The sequence below is a fragment of the Mesorhizobium sp. M1295 genome (genome assembly GCF_040318135.1).
Taxonomy (GTDB): Bacteria; Pseudomonadota; Alphaproteobacteria; order Rhizobiales; family Rhizobiaceae; genus Mesorhizobium.
This window is the reverse complement of sequence record NZ_JAMYLU010000014.1, coordinates 70,590-88,059: the sequence shown is the minus strand read 5'-3', so window position 1 is coordinate 88,059 and position 17,470 is coordinate 70,590. Positions and strand designations below refer to the sequence as shown.

Sequence of the window (17,470 nt, the reverse complement as noted above, 5' to 3'; positions counted from 1 at the left end):
AGAAACTTTGACGTCGGCGGGACAGCGCCCCTCTCTGTCCTGCCGGACATCTCCCCCACATGGGGGGAGATCGGACGTCACGCCGGCTTTCGCCAATCTCCAACATCGCAGTTCGTGAGCGGAGCGCCCAAACTGCCAATCTCCCCCCTTGTGGGGGAGATGTCCGGCAGGACAGAGGGGGGCGCGAAGGATCGCTACAGAGCGTTTGCTATTGCCCCTGAAACGCACGGCCGACCCACGCCTCGACAGCTGTTACTTCCCCAGCTCTACCGACCGCAGCCGCGCCGCTTCCACCGCCTCGGTGAGCAGGCGTGTCAGCCGGTCCTCGCCCATCAGTACTGCAAGGGCCGCAGCCGTGGTGCCGTTGGGGCTGGTCACCTGCTGCCTGAGCACGCCGGGCTCCTCGCCGCTTTCGGCGGCCAGCGATGCGGCGCCGTAGACCGTCTGCATGGCCAAGAGCTTGGCAGTCCTGGTCGGCAGGCCAGCCTTCTCGGCGGCCACGGTCAGCGCTTCGATGAAATGGAAGATATAGGCTGGACCGGATCCGGAGACTGCCGTCACCGCATCCATCAGGCCCTCGTCATCGATACCGGCCACTTGCCCGCTTGCCGAAAGCAGGTCGGCGACAAGGCGTTTGGTGTCCTCGGAAACCAGCCTGTTGGAAAACACCACCATCATGCCCTTGCCGATAGCCGCCGGCGTGTTGGGCATGCAGCGCACGATCGGCGCGCGGTCGCCGAGAATGCCTTCGAACGTGGCGACCGGCGTCCCGGCGGCGATGCTGAGGAAAGTGGTTCGGCCATCGTTGAAGCGGATGTAGCCAGCCGTCACGTCGCGGATCACCTGTGGCTTGACCGCAAGGACGACGAGGGCCGGCACGGCGTCCGCCGGGATGACGCCGGCATCCGCGGCAGCAGCGCAGCCCAGTGCTTCGGCACGCTTGCGCAACTCGGCATTGGGCTCGACCACGAACACCGCAGCCGGAGCGAGCTTGCCGGCTTTCAGCCAGCCCGAGAGCATGGCGTAGCCCATATTGCCGCAACCGGCGAGAACAAGCCTGATCGTCATCGAAGCTCTCCATTCGAAAGGTTGGCTTTGCCATAGACGTTCATGGGCGGACGGGGAAGCCCCTCTCGGACCTTGATCAGGGGCCGGGTTATGTCGCCGCTTTCGCCGCCTGATCGGGCTCGGTCGGTCCTGACCCGATCACTCTGGACGGCCAGGTTCGGCCCATCCCAGACTAAAAACAGGGATTGCAGACGAGGTGGGAGCGATAGCCTGGATTCTCCAACAGCGCACCAAAGCCGACAAGAAATCCTCCCCAACCAAGCACAACTGCCACGGCAACGACGCCGACTCCCATAGCCATCTTGCAAGCCGCCACGGCCCCTGAAGAAAAGCGCCATGGGCGTATCAAAGCAAGGATTGCGGTCCCTGCCAGCAGACTAAGCACCGGAACTCCGAAGAGCACAGCGTGCATCTCCAGCATCAGCGCAAACGGAGTGTCTGGCGTTATCATACGGATAGCCTCCCCCGAATTCTGACGGTGTTCAAGATGGCGACTTCATGAACAATGGAACGTCTGCCTCCAACCCTAACCGACATCCCGCCATTTTTCGAGTGATCGACCAATCGCGGGCGACGAACTCGATGGCATTGTCTTAAGGCGGGAAACGAGGTCTCTCAGCCGACCAAATTAACCTTTTATTTCCTATGCCTGTTTAGCATCGCTTAACCAGTGGGCGGTCGCTACGTCCCAGCCCTAGGGGAAAGCTCCAGGAACCATGGCTTACAGGGATAATCGTCAACACCGGAGGAACGAGCTGTCCTTGCTGTCGCTCGTCGAGGCAGTGCGCGACGAGGACGAAGCATCGCTGGTTTCGCTAGAGGACCGTGCAGGCGCGTCATGGCGCGAGGATGCCGCCACACGGCATCGTCTCGCCCGGTCGCGCCGCGAGGCGCGTGCCAGTCCGATCCTGTTGGCAGCCGCCGGCACAAGCCAGCTCCATCCTGATGGGCCGGAGGCCGCCACCATACTGACGGAAGAGCCTGCAGCTGCCGATGTATTGTTCGACCCCGCTGGCTCCGTTGGCGGCCGCGATGCCGGTCCCGCTGAGGACAAAGCGTACCGGGCAGCGCGTCGGGGTCCGATCGGTACCGTGTTGTCAGCGCTGCGCAGGCTCATGCCCGGCAGAGCGCCGGAGGAGATGGCGTCCGGCGAGACTTCCGCCGCGACAAATTCCGGCGCAGCGATGCCGCCTGCCTTCGATCTACAGCCGCTCTATGCCGGACAGCCACCTTATCCGCAGCAACCCACGCCGCAGCATTCGGCCTATACTCAGGCCTGGTCGAAGGAGGCAAATCAGGTTTCGGAAGCCGCCGATCAGCAAAGCCAGATCGAGGAAATCCGTGCCAGCCTGCGTGAATTCCGCGAAGCGGTTCGCGAGCTCACCGAAAACCGCACGCGCCGCTATTTCTAAGCGTCGAATAAAACATGCCGGTTTCGAGTTAGCGGCATGGGACGGCGCATTGACGGGATTGCCCGGCTCGATTTTCGTGAAAATGCCGCGCTGCATGTCCGCCCGGCTGCGCATGGTTCTGGGCAACGACATGCATAAAAGGTATCTGGAGTACGCCGCGGGATGCTTTAACGCGGCAGGCTTAGGCGATCGGCGTCGAGGGTGGTTCATGGCTGAGTTGATTGACGGAAAAAGCGTCGCCGAAGACGTGGTGCGGCGGGTCAAGGCCCTGGTCGCCGAACTGGCGGAAAAGGGCGGACGGCAGCCCGGCCTCGCGGTGGTCATCGTCGGCGAGGATCCGGCGAGCCAGGTCTATGTCGCCTCCAAATCCCGCACCGCCAAGGAATGCGGCTTCCATTCGGTTCAGCACACGCTGCCGGCCGAGACCTCCGAGCCGGACCTGTTGAAGATCATCGGCCAGCTCAACGCCGATCCGGCCATCAACGGCATCCTGGTGCAGCTTCCGCTTCCCGGCCATATCGATGCCGGCAAAGTCATCCAGACCATCGCGCCGGAGAAGGATGTCGACGGCTTCCACTTCATCAATGTCGGCAAGCTCGGCACCGGCGAGCTCGAGACCGCCTTCGTGCCTTGCACGCCGGCCGGCTCGATGCTGCTGATCGAACGGGTGCGCGGCAAGGATCTGTCCGGCCTCAATGCGGTCGTCGTCGGGCGCTCGAACATCGTCGGCAAACCGATGGCGAATCTACTGCTTGCCGCCAACTGCACGGTCACCATCGCACACAGCCGCACCAGGGACCTGCCGGCGCTTGCCCGCACCGCCGATATTCTGGTCGCAGCCGTCGGCCGGCCTGAAATGGTCCGCGGCGACTGGGTCAAGCCTGGCGCCACCGTCATCGACGTCGGCATTAACCGCATCGCCGCACCTGAAAAGAGTGAAGGCAAGGCCCGCCTCGTCGGCGATGTCGAGTTTGCCGAAGCAGCGAAGGCGGCCGGCGCCATCACGCCGGTGCCTGGCGGCGTCGGGCCGATGACCATTGCCATGCTGATGGCCAACACGCTAGCTTCCGCCTACCTCGCAGCCGGGTTGAAACGGCCTTCCTTCTGACCAGAGAGCAGCGTCCTTGCCGAACCTCACTGTTCCCTTAGAACGGCCGGTCACCAATGATCCCGTTCAGGGCGGCCGGCAGTTCGGGTTTCTGCTGGTCGACAAGTTCTCCATGTTCTCGCTGGCCGCGGCAATCGACACGTTCCGGTCGGCGAACCGGCTGCTCGGCCGCGATTTCTATGGCTGGACGACGGTGTCGGCCGACGGCGATGCCGTCATGGCTTCCAACGGCCTGCCGCTCAAGATCGACTACGCCGTTGTCGATCTGCCGCCGGTCGATATCCTTTTCGTCTCGGTCGGGCTGACGACGGAATTTCCCGGCAAGAGCAAGGTGCTGGCTGCGCTGCGCAGCTGGGGTCGGCGCGGCAATGCGCTCGGCGCGCTTTCGGTCGGCTCCTATCTGCTTGCCGAGGCAGGCCAGCTCGATGGCTATCGCTGCACTATCCATTGGGAAAACCGCGCCGGGTTCCTCGAACGCTTTCCGGACATCAACTGCACCGGCAACGTCTTCGAGATCGACCGCAAGCGCTACACCTGCGCCGGCGGCACCACCTCGATCGACCTGATGCTGGAGATCGTGCGCGGTGATTTCGGCTCGAGCCTCGCCAACGGCGTCGCCAACCAGTTCCAGCATGAGCGCATTCGCTCGGCCGGGGACCGCCAGCGCGTCGGCCCGGAACGCGACCTGACCGGCAAGTCGGAGAAGCTTCGCCGCATCGTCGAGCTGATGGCCGATCATCTCGACGAGCCGCTGTCGGCGGTGCAGCTCGCCAAGTCGGCGGGCCTGTCGGTGCGCCAGGTCGAGCGCCTGTTCCTGCGCCATCTCAGTGTGACGCCCGGGCGCTATTACATGCGGCTCAGGCTCGAGCGGGCGCGCGAATTGCTGCGCCAGACCAACATGCCGATCCTCGACGTGGCAATCGCCACCGGCTTCACCTCGCATTCCTATTTTGCCCAGAGCTACCGGCTGCAATTCGGCCGGCCGCCTTCCGAGGAACGCCGCACGACCTATTGAGGGTTTGGCAGAGAGGCGACGCAGCTTCGTACTCCGTCCGGGCTTGTGTCGCGACGCGGCGTCAAATAGCGTTCCGGCGCCGAGCGGCGGCGACTGACGGGGGAGATTTTTGATGGCGGGATTTGTGCGGAGCGTCGCTGCGGCGGCCCTGTTGCTCTGGACGACGGGGTTCGGTTTCGCCGCCGATCGCGTCATCGTCATTCTCGATGCCTCCGGCTCGATGTGGGCGCAGATCGACGGCAAGCCCAAGCTCGAAATCGCCCGTCAATCGCTGCGGAACGTGCTGCAATCGGTCCCGGCCGATGAGGAAATCGGCCTCATGGCCTATGGCCATCGCGAGAAGGCCAGTTGCGACGACATCGAACTCATCGTGCCGCCGCAGGCAGGCTCGGCAAGTGCGATCTCAGCCGCGGCCGACAGCTTGAAATTTCAGGGCAAGACGCCGCTGACCGCCGCTGTCAAGCAAGCGGCGGAAGCATTGAAATACACCGAGGACAAGGCGACGGTCGTTCTCATCACCGATGGCATCGAGACATGCAGCGGCGATCCCTGTGCGCTCGGCAAGGAGCTTGAGGCTGCCGGCATCGACTTCACCGTCGATGTCGTCGGCTTTGGCCTGACGGCTGCCGAAGGCAAGCAGGTCGCCTGCCTGGCCGATAACACCGGCGGCAAATATATCGAAGCATCGGATGAAAAGGCATTGCAGGACGCCCTCGTCGAGACCGTTGCGCCGCCGCCATCCGCTCCTGAACCGGCTGCCGCCCCGGAGCCTGCTCCCCAGCCGGCGCCTGCCCAGCCGGCGGAGTCCAATTTCGTGCCCACCGTCGTGCTTGCCGAAGGTGGCGATCCCGTCACCGACGGCAATGCCTGGGAGATCTATAAGGCGAATTCCGACGGCACGCGCGGCGATCCCGTCGCCACTGAGTACGGTGCCTACAAGGGCAATCTGGAGGCGGGCGACTATATCGTCGTCGCGCGCGCCGGCGAGGCCAAAGCCGAACAGAAAATCAAGATCGAGCCTGGCCAGGTCGCCAAGCCGCTCTTCACGTTGAATGCCGGCACGCTGGTTATCCACCCGCGGCCAAGCGAAGGGGCGGACGTTGACGGCGGCGCGGCGGTCGTGATCGCCTATCCAGGCGTCGACACCCTGCCGACCTACTATGGCGACACGAAAGTCGTGCTGCCGGCCGGCGACGAGAAGGTGACCGTCACGATCGGCCAGGGCGTGGTTACCGAGACGGTCCCGCTTGCCGCCGGCAGGGTCATCGACAAGGATATCATCGTCGGCGTCGGGCATGTCGTCGCCAACGCCTACTATGCTGCCGGTGGCGACAAGGCCGAGGGTTCTGGCGTCGGCTTCAAGGTGTTCCAGGCGAAAAAGGACATCGGCGGGACCAGGCAGGAGGTGACCTATGCCTACGGCCCCGACAGCAAGTTCGATCTGCCGCCCGACGATTATGTAATGGTCGCGACCGTCGATCTCGCGGTGGCCGAGCAGCCGTTCAGTGTCAAAATTGGCGAACATCAGGATCTGAAGATCGCCATGAACGCCGGCGTGCTGGCGATCACCGCGCCAGGGGCCTCGAAGATCGAGATATTCGAGGCCAAGAAGAACATCGATGGAACCCGCAAGTCGGTCGGCTACGCCTATGACCAGAAGTATCAGGCCACCTTGTCGGTTGGCGACTACGCGGTGGTTTCGGAGAAGTCGGACAGCAGCTCGAAGGAAGGCGCGGTAACGGTCAGGGCCGGCGCGCGAGCCGAGCTGACGGTTCAATAGATCCAAGGGAGAGCGGCCACCAGCCGCTCTTCCTCATGGCCGAAAAAGTCACGCCACGCCGAAGGCGCTCGCGCCATGGTCGGCGCGGCCCACCATCTGCCGGAACCCGGCGAAGAGCTCCCGGCCGAAGCCGAATTCATTGCCTATGAGGTCGCTGTCCGCGGGCCGGCGCAGTGCGAAATCGCCGGCCGGCACCAGCACCTCGAGCGTTCCGGCCTCGGCGTCGAGCCTGATAATATCGCCGTCATGAATCCTGGCGATCGGCCCGTCCTCCGCCGCTTCCGGCGTCACGTGGATCGCCGCCGGCACCTTGCCGGAGGCACCCGACATGCGCCCGTCGGTAACCAGCGCCACATGCTGGCCGCGGTCCTGCAGGATGCCGAGCACGGTGGTCAGCCGGTGCAATTCCGGCATGCCGTTGGCCTTCGGGCCCTGGAACCGAATGACGGCGATGAAGTCGCCGGTCAGCGACCCCGCCTTGAACGCCTCGTTCAGCCCTTGCTGGCTGTCGAACACCTTGGCCGGTGCCTCGATGATGCGCCGCTCCGGCTTGACCGCCGATGTCTTGATGACGGCGTGGCCGAGATTGCCTGAAAGCACTTTCAGCCCGCCGCTCGGCTGGAACGCCTTCTTGAACGGCGCCAGCACCTTCTCGTCGCCGCTCTGGCGCGGCGAGGCCTCGCGCACGACGCCGCCATCGGCGCCGAGCTTGGCCTCGACCGCGTAGGGGCGCAGCCCTTCGCCCCACACCGTCTGCACATCCTCATGTAAAATGCCTGCGTCGAGCAGTTCGCGGATCAGGAAGCCGAGCCCGCCGGCGGCGTGGAAGTGGTTCACATCGGCAAGGCCGTTCGGATAGACCCGCGCCAGCAGCGGCACCGCTTCCGAGATGTCGGAAATATCCTGCCAGGTAATGGCGATGCCGGCCGCCGCCGCCATGGCGATCAAATGGATGGTGTGGTTGGTCGAACCGCCGGTGGCGTGCAGGCCGACGATACCGTTGACGATCGAGCGCTCATCGATCATCCGCCCGGCTGGCGTGTAGGCGTTGCCGAGCGCTGTGATCGCCAGCGCCCGCTTGGTCGCTTCCCTGGTCAGCGCGTCGCGCAGCGGCGTGCCCGGATTGACGAACGAGGCGCCAGGCGTGTGCAGGCCCATGATCTCCATCAGCATCTGGTTGGAATTGGCGGTGCCGTAGAAAGTGCAGGTTCCCGGCCCGTGATAGGATTTGGATTCGGCTTCGAGCAGTTCGGCCCGCCCCGCCTTGCCCTCGGCATAGAGCTGGCGGATCTTGGCCTTTTCGTCGTTCGGAATGCCGGTCGTCATCGGCCCGGCCGGGATGAAGACCGCCGGCAGATGACCGAAGGTCAGCGCCGCGATCACCAGCCCCGGCACGATCTTGTCGCAGACGCCGAGATAGACGGCGGCATCGAACATGTTGTGCGACAGGCCGATCGCCGCGGCCATGGCGATCACGTCGCGCGAGAACAGCGACAGCTCCATTCCGGGCTGGCCCTGGGTTACGCCGTCGCACATCGCGGGCACGCCGCCGGCCACCTGGGCGATGCCGCCGGCCTCGCGGGCCGCGTCCTTGATCAGTGCCGGAAACGTCTCGAAAGGCTGATGCGCCGACAGCATGTCGTTATAGGAGGTGATAATGCCGAGGTTCGGCACCCGGTCGCCGCCAAGCGCCACCTTTTCGGAAGGACTGCACACGGCAAAGCCATGGGCCAGGTTGCCGCAGGACAGCACGGCCCGGTTGGCGGTGCGGTTCGAGGCTTCGGCGATGCGGCCGAGATAAGCCTCGCGACCGGGCCTGGAGCGCTCACGGATGCGCTGGGTGATGGCTTCGATGTCGCGTCTTGCGGTCATGGCGGTCGGTCCTTTCAGGCGAGGTCCCGCAAACACCTTCCGGCTGTTGCCGGGACCTGCAGCCAAGTTGAGATCAGGGTGCCCAGAAAACCTCTACGGGCTTTTGAGTTGCATCGAGCACGGCGCGAATGGGCTTTCGTGTTCCAACTCCAAGCGCGGCCTCGAATGCGGTGCGTTTTTCCGCGCCCTCGATATGCAGCGCGATGAAGCCGGCATTGATGATCCGCGCCAGTGACAGCGTCAGCCGCGGCTCGCCGGCGCTTGCCGCGTGAACCGGAAGCACGATCCTTTGCGACGACGGATCGAGCAATCTTGCCAGGTTGTCGGCATCCGGAAAGAACGAGGCGGTGTGGCCATCAGTTCCCATGCCGAGCACAACAACATCGAGGGGCCAGGGCAGCACTTGCAGCGTCTCACTGTCGGAGACCGCTGCGCCCGCGATAGTTGCCGCAGCGTGGTAGAGCGGCACGAAATTCGCGGCGGCGGCCGCGTTCTGCAGCAGGTTGGCGGCAACCAGACCGGCATTGGAGCGCGGCGACGAGGGCGGCACGAAGCGCTCGTCGACCAATGTTATCGTCACCTTTTCCCAGGCGATAGGAACGGTCGAAAGCGCCGCGAAGAATTTCGCCGGCGTCGTGCCGCCCGAGACTGCAAGCAGTGCCGTGCCGCGCTCGGCGATCGCCTTTGACAGGCGGCCGGCGACGTGGCCGGCAAGCGCTGTCGCCAACTCCTGGCGTCCGGCAAATTCGTGCCAGTTGTAGGCGCCGCCTAATTGCTCTCGTGCCATGTCCGCCCATCGCGTTCGATCAGCGCAATCGAGGCCGAGGGGCCCCATGTGCCTGCGGTGTAGCCTTGCGCCTCTTGCCTTCCGCTTTCCCAGGCGTCCTGGATCGGGTCGATCCATTTCCACGCAGCCTCGACCTCGTCGCGGCGCATGAACAGCGTCTGGTTGCCACGGATGACGTCCATGATCAGCCGCTCATAGGCATCGGGCGCGCGGCCGTCGAAGGATTGCGCAAAACTCATGTCGAGCGGGATCTGGCGCAGCCGCATGCCGCCCGGGCCCGGATCCTTGATCATGATGAACTGCTTGACGCCTTCGTCGGGCTGCAGCCTGATGACCAGTTGGTTGGCGGAGATCGGCCCGGCGCTCTCGCCGAAGATCGAATGCGGGATTGGCTTGAATTCGATAACGATCTCCGAAACGCGGGTCGCCAGCCGCTTGCCGGTGCGGAGGTAGAACGGCACGCTGGCCCAGCGCCAGTTGCCGATCTCGGCCTTGAGCGCAACGAAGGTCTCGGTGTTGCTGTTCTTGCCGAGTTCCTCGACATAGCCCTTCACCGGCCCGCCGGCCGAGGCGCCGGCACGGTATTGCCCACGCACCGTGTGCTTGGGCGCTTCGTTGCCGTTGATGCGTTTCAGCGCCCGCAGCACTTTCAGTTTTTCGTCACGGACGGCATCGGCGTCCATCGACGACGGCGCCTCCATGGCGACGAGGCAGAGCAGCTGCAGCATGTGGTTCTGTACCATGTCGCGCAACGCGCCAGCCTTGTCGTAATAGGTGACGCGGTCTTCCAGGCCGACCGTCTCGGCCACGGTGATCTGCACATGATCGACATTGGCGGAATTCCACAACGGCTCGTAGAGCGCGTTGGCGAAGCGCAGCGCCATCAAATTCTGCACCGTCTCCTTGCCGAGATAGTGGTCGATGCGGAAAATCTGGCTTTCATGGAAATCGTCGCCGACCAGGTCGTTGAGCGCGCGCGCCGAAGCGAGATCGCGGCCGATCGGCTTTTCCAGCACGATCCGCGAATTCGGCGTGATCAGCCCGTGCTCCTTCAGCTTGTGCGAGATGTCGCCGAACAGCGCCGGCGCCACCGCCAGATAGAAAGCGCGGATGTGTTCGCTGTCGCCGATCGCCTTCTTCAGCCTGTCGAAGCCGGCACCTGTGGTTGCGTCGGCCGGGACATAGGAGAGCCGTGCGAGGAACGTTTTCAGTTCCGTGGCGTCGATATCTTCCGGTTTCACATGATCGGCAATCGCCTGCCTGGCGAAAGACTGGAATTCCTCATCGGTCATCTTCGAACGTGATGTGCCGATTATGCGCGTCGGCTCGGAAAACTGGTGGTCGCGCTGCCGGTGGTACAGTGACGGCAGAAGCTTGCGTTCCGACAGATCGCCGGTGCCGCCGAAAATGATAAAGTCGAAAGGGTCGACGGGGATGATCTGGCTGGTCATGGTCTGTCCGCTCTGACGCCGGTCGCGATAACGCGGCTGATATAATCTAATCGATTTAAACTTGCCAGTGTCATTGCGTCACATCCGCGTGTGCTCTTGACACCGGCTCTGGCCGGAGGCTTGTCGGCAAGCGATGCTTCCGGGAGCGTTCGCAGGTGCAGCATAGAGCGGGATCAAGGCGAAAGCCAAAGGAGAAATCGGCAATGGACACACATCTTTCGATGGCCATGGCCAAACGCGTCGTCGATCGTCTTCAACGATGAGTGAGAAAGGCATGCGCCTCCAAAACAAGGTCGCCATCATCACCGGCGCTGCCTCGGGCTTTGGCGAGGGCATGGCCAGGCGCTTTGCCGAGGAGGGCGCGCGGGTCGTTGTCGCCGATCTGAACGCCAAGGACGCAGAGCGCGTCGCCGGCGAGATCGGCGAAAAGGCGATCTGGACCCAGACCGACGTCTCGCTGCGGTCCGAATTCGACGACATGGTCCATGCTGCAATGAGTGCTTTCGGTCGCATCGACATCATGGTCAACAATGCCGGTTACACCCATCGCAACGGTGACATGCTGGAAGTCGACGAAGCGACCTTCGACCTGATCACGTCAGTCAACATGAAGGCAATCTACAACGCAGCACTTGCCGTGGTGCCGGCCATGGAGCGGCAAGGCGGCGGCGTCATCCTGACGACGGCTTCCACGGCCGGTATCAGGCCGCGGCCTGGTCTCACCTGGTACAACGCATCGAAGGGCTGGGCGATCACCGCGACCAAATCGATGGCGGTGGAACTCGCGCCAAAGAACATCCGTGTCAACTGCCTGTGCCCGGTCGCCGGCGAGACCGGCATGCTTGAGAAATTCATGGGCGCCGACACACCCGAGATCCGCGAGAAGTTCCGCGCATCGATCCCGCTCGGCCGGCTTTCGACGCCGCTTGACGTGGCCAATGCCGCGCTTTGGCTCGCATCGGATGAAGCAGCTTTCATCACCGGCGTGGCGCTGGAAGTCGACGGCGGCCGTTGCATTTGAACCCCTAGGCCATCCGGCGACAGGCGGCTGATGGCGAGCGATCCGAGCCGCGATCGCTCTGTCTGTCCTACGCCCCGGTTTTGACGTAGCTCTTGTAGACCCAGCCGCGCTTGCCGTTGTAGACGATCTGGCACCACTGCTTGCAACTCATCACTTGCACCGAGGTCTTGGCCGGCACGGTGAGAATGGCGGCCGCATTCTTCTTTGGGCCGGTGCGCATGGTGACGGATCTCAGGATGCGTCCGGTACCGGCAGTATTGGTTTTTCCGGATTTTGCCTTGGTGCTGTTGTCGTCTTCGCTCGCGGACTGCGTCGGCAGTTGCGGCTTGGGTGTGGGGATGGCAGCGGTCTGCGCACCGTCGGGCCCTGTGTTTTTCGTCGAGCTGCCGGGAGCCGCCACCTTGGCAAACAATGCCGCAGCGTCGGGTTTCGCTGCCGGATCGGCGAATGCCACCGAAGCAGACGATTTATCGGCCGCCTGATCGGTCTGGCTTGCCAGTTGGTCGGATGCTGCTGTGGCGGCGGCCGATGCCGTCTTTGGTCCCGTCCAGCGGGGATCGTTGGGAGCCAGCGCCGGTATGTCGGCTTCCGCCGCGGCCACCGCCGGGGAAACCGCGTCGGCCTTGCCCGTCGTCCGCGGCGCCGCAGCGACCTTGGAAGGCATGATCTTCGTCGTCTTGACCGGAATGGTCGGAACGGTCTGCTCAGGGCTCGCCGCCGCCTGTCGTTCATTGGCCGGCAAGGCCAGCCACAGCGCCACTGCGGCAACGCCGAGCAGTGCTGCCGTGCCAAGCGCAGCGATCACGAGATGCGCGTTCGACCGGACCCCGTGCCAGAACGTCGGCCGCATATCGTAACCGAATTGCATCGCAAGGCGCCGTCGTTCCGGCGCACCGAAACTGAAGGGCTCTCTCACACTTGCCACCTCCATTTGCGGGCCGATGTTCTGACGACCGATGCCGGAGAGCCGGCATTTCGATCGGCATCGTTCCCAAACCAAAAGCGGGCAGGCCCGCAAAAATTCCCCGTTCAGCTGCCCACGAGCATCATCTTTCGCCCGCGATTGTGGCATCACTGCGCCCTTGGCGGGGATTCTGCGCCCTGGTTAAGGATTCTGCAACGCCTGGTTAAATCCTGTCCCGCAACGCGTACCAGTTGAGCGCAAGAAAGAGCAGTGGCGCGCGGAAACGCCGGCCGCCGGGGAAAGGCGGAATCTTCAGATCCTCGATCAGCTTCAGCCGGTCGCGGTTGCCGGCGACCGTCTCGGCATAAAGCTTGCCGAAAAAATTGGACAGCATGACGCCGTGGCCGGAATAACCACCGACCGAGATCACATTGGGCATGACTTCGCGCACGAACGGCTTTCTCGGTACGGTGATGCCGACATAGCCGCCCCAGCCATGGGTGATCTCAATGTCCTTCAGTGCCGGATAGATCTCGGCGATCTGCCGGCGGATGTGGATGTGAATGTCCTTGGGATCGTTGACTGCGTAGATCTCGCGCCCGCCAAACAGCAGCCGCCCATCCTTCGATTTGCGGAAATAGCGCACGACGAAGCGCGAATCGTCGACCGCCTCGCCACCCGGCAACACTTTGGAATCGGCGCCCAGCGGTACCGTTGCGCCGATGAATGAGCCGATCGGCATGATATGCGAAGCACTCACCGGCTCGAGCGTGCCGCCATAGGCGTTGACCCCGATCAAGCACTTCCCGGCGATGATCGTGCCCTTCGGCGTCGTCACCCTCACTTTGCCGCCGCCGGAGGTGATGCCGGTCGACGGTGTCTGCTCGAAAAGCTTTGCGCCGGCCTGTGCCGCGACTTTTGCGGTGCCGATCACCAGCTTCAGCGGATGGATGTGGCCGGTGCCCGTGTCGCGGGTGCCGCCGAAATAATGCGTCGAGCCGAGCCGCTCGGCTGTCTCCGCGGCATCCATGAATGAGATGTGCGGATAGCCGAACCGGCTTGCCATGATCTCGGCATGCGCCTTGTAGTCGTCGACATAGCGCTTTTTGTGCGCCACCGACATTTGGCCGGGCATATAGTCGATCTCGATCTGGTGCACCGCGGCGAAGTCGAGGAGATGCGCCTTGGCCTCTTCGGCCAGGTCGAACAGCGCCTTGGCGCAGGAAAAGCCGTATTCCGCTTCCAGCTCCTCTGCCCAGGCCCGCTGTCCGGTGCCGAGCTGGCCGCCATTGCGGCCCGATGCGCCGTCACCGAAACGATGCGTTTCGATAAGCACGACATCCGCGCCTGACTTGGCGAGATGAGCCGCAGCCGACAGGCCGGTAAAGCCGCCGCCGACGATCACCACGTCGCATGTCCGGTCGCCGTCGAGCGCCGGATATTCGGGCCTTGGTCCGGCCGTGTCCTCGTACCAGGAGCGGCCGGGGGAGATTGGGGATTGGTAAGTCATGATGCTCGGCTAGGGGAGTAGGGGAGTAGGGCAGTAGGGCAGTAGGGCAGTAGGTGTCTATTCAGCCGACAGCTTGCGGATGAGAAGCCGCAAGAGCTTTCCTACGCTCTCGCTGTGAGGCATCAATGATTCGACTGCCTCGCGAGAGGTAATTCCAACCCGTTGCGCGATTAGAAGGTGTGTCTCCAGTTCCTTGAGTGATCCCTGGGCGATCCTGAGAAACTGCTGGTAGGAAGCTCGGCTTTCTCGGCCGTAACCCTCGGCGATGTTGGCTGGCACAGACGTTGCTGCCCGACGCACCTGACCCGTCAGCCCGTAGAGCTCGTCCTTCGGCCAGGTCCTTGTGACTTGGGAGATTGCAACCGTTAGGTCCATGGCTTGCTGCCAGACGATCAGATCCCTGTACGATGCGATCTTGTCCGTCATCCTTGCCCTACTGCCCTACTGCCCTAACTGCCCTACTGCCATATTGCCCTACTCTCCTACTACACATTCAGCAGCAAATACTCCCGCTCCCATGGGCTGATCACTTCCATGAAGGTCTCGAATTCCGCCCGCTTGATCGCCGCATAAGTCGCTGCGAAGGATTTGCCGAGTAGGGCGCAGAGTTCCTCGTCGGCCTCGAACAGGTCGACGGCTTCGAGCAGGCCGCGCGGCAGGTCGATCTCATCCTCATTGGCGGTCGTCAGTACCGGCGGATCGGCCTTGATCTTATTGGTCATGCCGATCAGCCCGCAGGCGAGCGATGCGGCCAGCGCCAGATAGGGATTGGCGTCGGAGGAAGGAATGCGGTTTTCGACGCGCCGCGCTGCCGGGTCGGAGCGTGGCACGCGAAAGGCCGTGGTGCGGTTGTCGTAGCCCCATTTGTTGTTGACCGGCGCCGAGGCCGCCTGCGTCAGCCGCCGGTAGGAATTGACGTAGGGCGCAAACATCACCAGCGCGTTCGGCACATGTTTCTGCATGCCGCCGATGAAGTGGAAGAAGGCCTCGGTCTCCGAGCCGTCCTCCGCGGAAAAGACGTTCTTGCCGGTCTTCTTGTCGATGATTGACTGATGGATATGCATGGCCGAACCGGGCTGCCCCTGGATCGGCTTGGCCATGAACGTGGCATAGATCTCGTGCTTCAGCGCCGCCTCGCGGATGGTTCGCTTGAACATGAACACCTGGTCGGCGAGCTCGATTGGATCGCCGTGACGCAGATTGATTTCGAGTTGGCCGGCGCCCTCTTCGTGGATCAGCGTGTCGATCTCCAGGCCCTGGCTTTCGGAGAAATGATAGATGTCGTCGATCAGTTCGTCGAATTCGTTGACCCCGGCGATCGAATAGCCGGCGCCGCCGCCGATCGGCCGTCCGGAGCGCCCGACTGGCGGGGTCAGCGGGTAGTCCGGATCGGGGTTCTTGCGCACCAGGTAGAACTCGATCTCGGGCGCCACCACAGGTCTCAGCCCGCGTCTGTCATAGGCGGCAAGCACGCGCTTCAGAACGTTGCGCGGTGTGAACTCGACCGAGCGGCCGTCCTGGTGGACGAGGTCGCAGATGACCGCCGCCGTCGGGTCCTCCTCCCACGGCACCACCGTCAGCGTCGAGAGGTCAGGCATCAGCTTGAGGTCGCCATCGTCCTCCGGATAGTGGAAGCCGTTGCCGTCCTCCGGATAACCACCCGAGATCGTCGTCATGAACACCGCCGAAGGCAGGGCAAGCGAGGTGTTGGAGGTGAACTTCTTCGACGGCATCATTTTGCCGCGCGCAACCCCGGCCTGGTCGGGCGTGATGCATTCGATGTCTTCGATGCCGCGCCATTCCAGCCAGGCGCTGACTTCCTTCCAGTTCTTGACGCCACGTTGGTTTTTCACGAAGGCAGGCGTGCGGGCGCGTCCTCCGCGGCTCGACGGACGGACTTCCTTTTTTGCAGGCGGCATCAATCACCAGATTTGTTGCAGATTGTGGAGTATAGCCGTTGCCGGCGACCAAAGGGAAGGGGAGCCGGCTGGCGTGCGCCTCGATTACCGGGGGAACACAACGACTTCCGGATAAAAACATCCTGGTCTAGGGTCGGCGTCCCGCAACGCCGCAATTGAAGACGCCGAATGCAACACAGCTGCAAACTGACGACGATCGGCTTCGACGCCGACGACACGCTGTGGCAGAACGAACAGTTCTTCCGCATGACCGAGAAGCGCTTTGCCGCGCTGCTCGCCGACCACGCCGAGGAGGACTGGATTTCGGCAAGATTGCTGGAGGTCGAGAAGCGCAACCTCGCGGTCTACGGCTTCGGCATCAAGGGATTTACGCTGTCAATGATCGAGACGGCGATCGAGGTCACCGAAGGCCACGTGCCTGCCTCAACCATTGCCGAAATTCTCGCCGCGGGCCGCGAGATGCTCAGCCATCCGATCGAGCCGCTTCCCTATGCGCGCGAGACCGTGGAAAAGCTGGCCGGCGCCTACCGCCTGGTGCTGATCACCAAGGGCGACCTCTTCGACCAGGAACGCAAGCTCGCGCAATCCGGACTGGGCGAGCTGTTCCATGCGGTCGAAATCGTCAGCGACAAGAGCGCTGCCACCTATAGCCGGATCTTCAGCCGCTACGGCGATGGCCCGGAAAAGGGCATGATGGTCGGCAACTCGCTCAAATCGGACGTCGTGCCGGCAATCGAAGCCGGCAGTTGGGGCATCCACGTGCCGCATGAACTGACCTGGGTGCTGGAGCATGTCGAGCCGCCGGTCTCAGCACCGCGCTTTCGCCAGATAGCCAATCTCGGTGAACTGCCGGGCCTGATCGAGCGTATCGGCGAGATTGATTGATCAGGTCTGCAGTCGACGCGTCGCGGTAGAGGTCAGTTGCGGCCGAGCCCGACCAGCCGGTCGATCACCGGCTGCAGCCGTTCGGTGGTGATCGGCTTGACGACCACCGCATCGATGACGCTCGACAGGCCCAGGGTCTCCGGAGTGCCGGTCTTGACTGAGAGCAGGATCACCAACGGAAGCGATTTGCCTGACGCCCTTCGCAGCGCATCGATGCCCGACAGCAAGGCGTCGCAGTCACCGTTCTCCGCTCCGCCGTCGAGAACGACAGTGCCGGGAATCAGCGCGTGCAAGGCCTTTGCCGCGGTTTCGGGAGTTTCCGAGATCGGTTTGAGGCCGGACCGCTCAACGATCTTTGAAACCACGACCCGGTTGATCGGTGATTTTCCGACCACCAGCACCCGCGAGAAATCTGGGAGCATCCGCGTCTCCACGCCCCGGCTAACGAACGCCGCCTGCTTTGCAGTCTCGATTTCGCGATTCGCTGGGCACATGGCGGGGCAGGCCGTTGTTCAGTGTTTCAATGCAGGGTTGAAACTTGAGAGGTAATTGGCGTGAGATCGCTGCTCATGTCAAGCTGAAATGGCATATCAGGAGAATATCGCAAGAAACATTAAAATTAAAATTAAGTGCTTTTCTTTGCCGCCGCTCGAAAGGAGAAGTCGCCATTACAACTGGGCAGGCTTCAGCGAAGTTTGGCTGTGCAGCGCGAACGCATCAACTCGCAGCCGTAGCCGG

16 protein-coding genes are annotated in these 17,470 nt (G+C 63.2%); 6 read left to right on the top strand and 10 right to left on the bottom strand.

All coding sequences use genetic code 11. The features are described from left to right. Nucleotides 1-252 precede the first annotated feature (252 nt). Complete coding sequence (proC, locus tag NKH29_RS19815) at nucleotides 253-1,068, bottom strand: pyrroline-5-carboxylate reductase (protein ID WP_352939309.1); 816 nt, start codon at nucleotides 1,066-1,068, stop codon at nucleotides 253-255. Nucleotides 1,069-1,240: 172 nt separating this feature from the next. After that, complete coding sequence (locus tag NKH29_RS19810; protein ID WP_352856321.1) at nucleotides 1,241-1,519, bottom strand: hypothetical protein; 279 nt, start codon at nucleotides 1,517-1,519, stop codon at nucleotides 1,241-1,243. A gap of 310 nt (nucleotides 1,520-1,829) precedes the next feature. On the opposite strand from NKH29_RS19810, the gene NKH29_RS19805 reads away from it, so the two are divergent. The 4 genes from NKH29_RS19805 to NKH29_RS19790 all read left to right on the top strand — a co-directional run bounded on the left by NKH29_RS19805 (nucleotide 1,830) and on the right by NKH29_RS19790 (nucleotide 6,383). Beyond that, nucleotides 1,830-2,480 (top strand): hypothetical protein, encoded by a 651-nt coding sequence (locus NKH29_RS19805; RefSeq protein ID WP_352592534.1) that lies wholly within the window; start codon nucleotides 1,830-1,832, stop codon nucleotides 2,478-2,480. Between the two features lie 208 nt (nucleotides 2,481-2,688). Further along, a complete protein-coding gene (gene folD, locus NKH29_RS19800; protein WP_352817603.1) occupies nucleotides 2,689-3,588 on the top strand; it encodes a bifunctional methylenetetrahydrofolate dehydrogenase/methenyltetrahydrofolate cyclohydrolase FolD in 900 nt (299 codons plus the stop codon). A 16-nt stretch (nucleotides 3,589-3,604) separates the two neighbouring features. Next, a complete protein-coding gene (locus NKH29_RS19795; protein ID WP_023719415.1) occupies nucleotides 3,605-4,603 on the top strand; it encodes a GlxA family transcriptional regulator in 999 nt (332 codons plus the stop codon). 112 nt (nucleotides 4,604-4,715) lie between these two features. Further along, nucleotides 4,716-6,383 carry a vWA domain-containing protein gene (locus NKH29_RS19790; protein WP_352791927.1) on the top strand — a complete coding sequence of 556 codons (1,668 nt, stop codon included), beginning with the start codon at nucleotides 4,716-4,718 and terminating at the stop codon, nucleotides 6,381-6,383. A gap of 48 nt (nucleotides 6,384-6,431) precedes the next feature. Here the strand turns inward: NKH29_RS19790 and edd are convergent, their stop codons facing one another. The 3 genes from edd to zwf form a co-directional block, all read right to left on the bottom strand. Further along, a complete protein-coding gene (gene edd, locus NKH29_RS19785; RefSeq protein ID WP_352482395.1) occupies nucleotides 6,432-8,255 on the bottom strand; it encodes a phosphogluconate dehydratase in 1,824 nt (607 codons plus the stop codon). A 73-nt stretch (nucleotides 8,256-8,328) separates the two neighbouring features. After that, nucleotides 8,329-9,042, bottom strand: a complete 714-nt coding sequence (pgl, locus tag NKH29_RS19780; protein WP_352817607.1) for a 6-phosphogluconolactonase — start codon at nucleotides 9,040-9,042, stop codon at nucleotides 8,329-8,331. Then, on the bottom strand, nucleotides 9,024-10,493 hold the full coding sequence (gene zwf, locus NKH29_RS19775; protein ID WP_352482393.1) for a glucose-6-phosphate dehydrogenase: 1,470 nt from the start codon (nucleotides 10,491-10,493) through the stop codon (nucleotides 9,024-9,026). The genes pgl and zwf overlap by 19 nt, the downstream gene beginning before the upstream one ends. Nucleotides 10,494-10,767: 274 nt before the next feature. Between zwf and NKH29_RS19770 the strand changes: the two genes are divergently transcribed. Beyond that, nucleotides 10,768-11,514, top strand: coding sequence for an SDR family oxidoreductase (locus tag NKH29_RS19770; RefSeq protein WP_023719410.1), 747 nt, complete (start codon nucleotides 10,768-10,770; stop codon nucleotides 11,512-11,514). A 67-nt stretch (nucleotides 11,515-11,581) separates the two neighbouring features. Here NKH29_RS19770 and NKH29_RS19765 read toward each other — a convergent pair whose 3' ends face one another. The 4 genes from NKH29_RS19765 to NKH29_RS19750 all read right to left on the bottom strand — a co-directional run bounded on the left by NKH29_RS19765 (nucleotide 11,582) and on the right by NKH29_RS19750 (nucleotide 15,847). Continuing rightward, the gene (locus NKH29_RS19765; protein WP_245278604.1) at nucleotides 11,582-12,382 is read right to left on the bottom strand and encodes an SH3 domain-containing protein; all 801 of its coding nucleotides are present in this window, start codon (nucleotides 12,380-12,382) and stop codon (nucleotides 11,582-11,584) included. A gap of 259 nt (nucleotides 12,383-12,641) precedes the next feature. Further along, the gene (locus tag NKH29_RS19760) at nucleotides 12,642-13,928 is read right to left on the bottom strand and encodes an NAD(P)/FAD-dependent oxidoreductase (RefSeq protein ID WP_352493830.1); all 1,287 of its coding nucleotides are present in this window, start codon (nucleotides 13,926-13,928) and stop codon (nucleotides 12,642-12,644) included. Between the two features lie 57 nt (nucleotides 13,929-13,985). Continuing rightward, entirely contained in the window at nucleotides 13,986-14,354 is a 369-nt protein-coding gene (locus NKH29_RS19755) for a four helix bundle protein (RefSeq protein ID WP_023719407.1), read from the bottom strand. A 59-nt stretch (nucleotides 14,355-14,413) separates the two neighbouring features. Next, complete coding sequence (locus tag NKH29_RS19750) at nucleotides 14,414-15,847, bottom strand: glutamine synthetase family protein (protein WP_023719406.1); 1,434 nt, start codon at nucleotides 15,845-15,847, stop codon at nucleotides 14,414-14,416. 168 nt (nucleotides 15,848-16,015) lie between these two features. Between NKH29_RS19750 and NKH29_RS19745 the strand changes: the two genes are divergently transcribed. Beyond that, nucleotides 16,016-16,732 (top strand): HAD family hydrolase, encoded by a 717-nt coding sequence (locus NKH29_RS19745; RefSeq protein ID WP_023719405.1) that lies wholly within the window; start codon nucleotides 16,016-16,018, stop codon nucleotides 16,730-16,732. A gap of 32 nt (nucleotides 16,733-16,764) precedes the next feature. Here NKH29_RS19745 and NKH29_RS19740 read toward each other — a convergent pair whose 3' ends face one another. Next, nucleotides 16,765-17,154, bottom strand: coding sequence for an ANTAR domain-containing protein (locus NKH29_RS19740; protein ID WP_156948085.1), 390 nt, complete (start codon nucleotides 17,152-17,154; stop codon nucleotides 16,765-16,767). Between the last annotated feature and the right edge of the window lie 316 nt (nucleotides 17,155-17,470).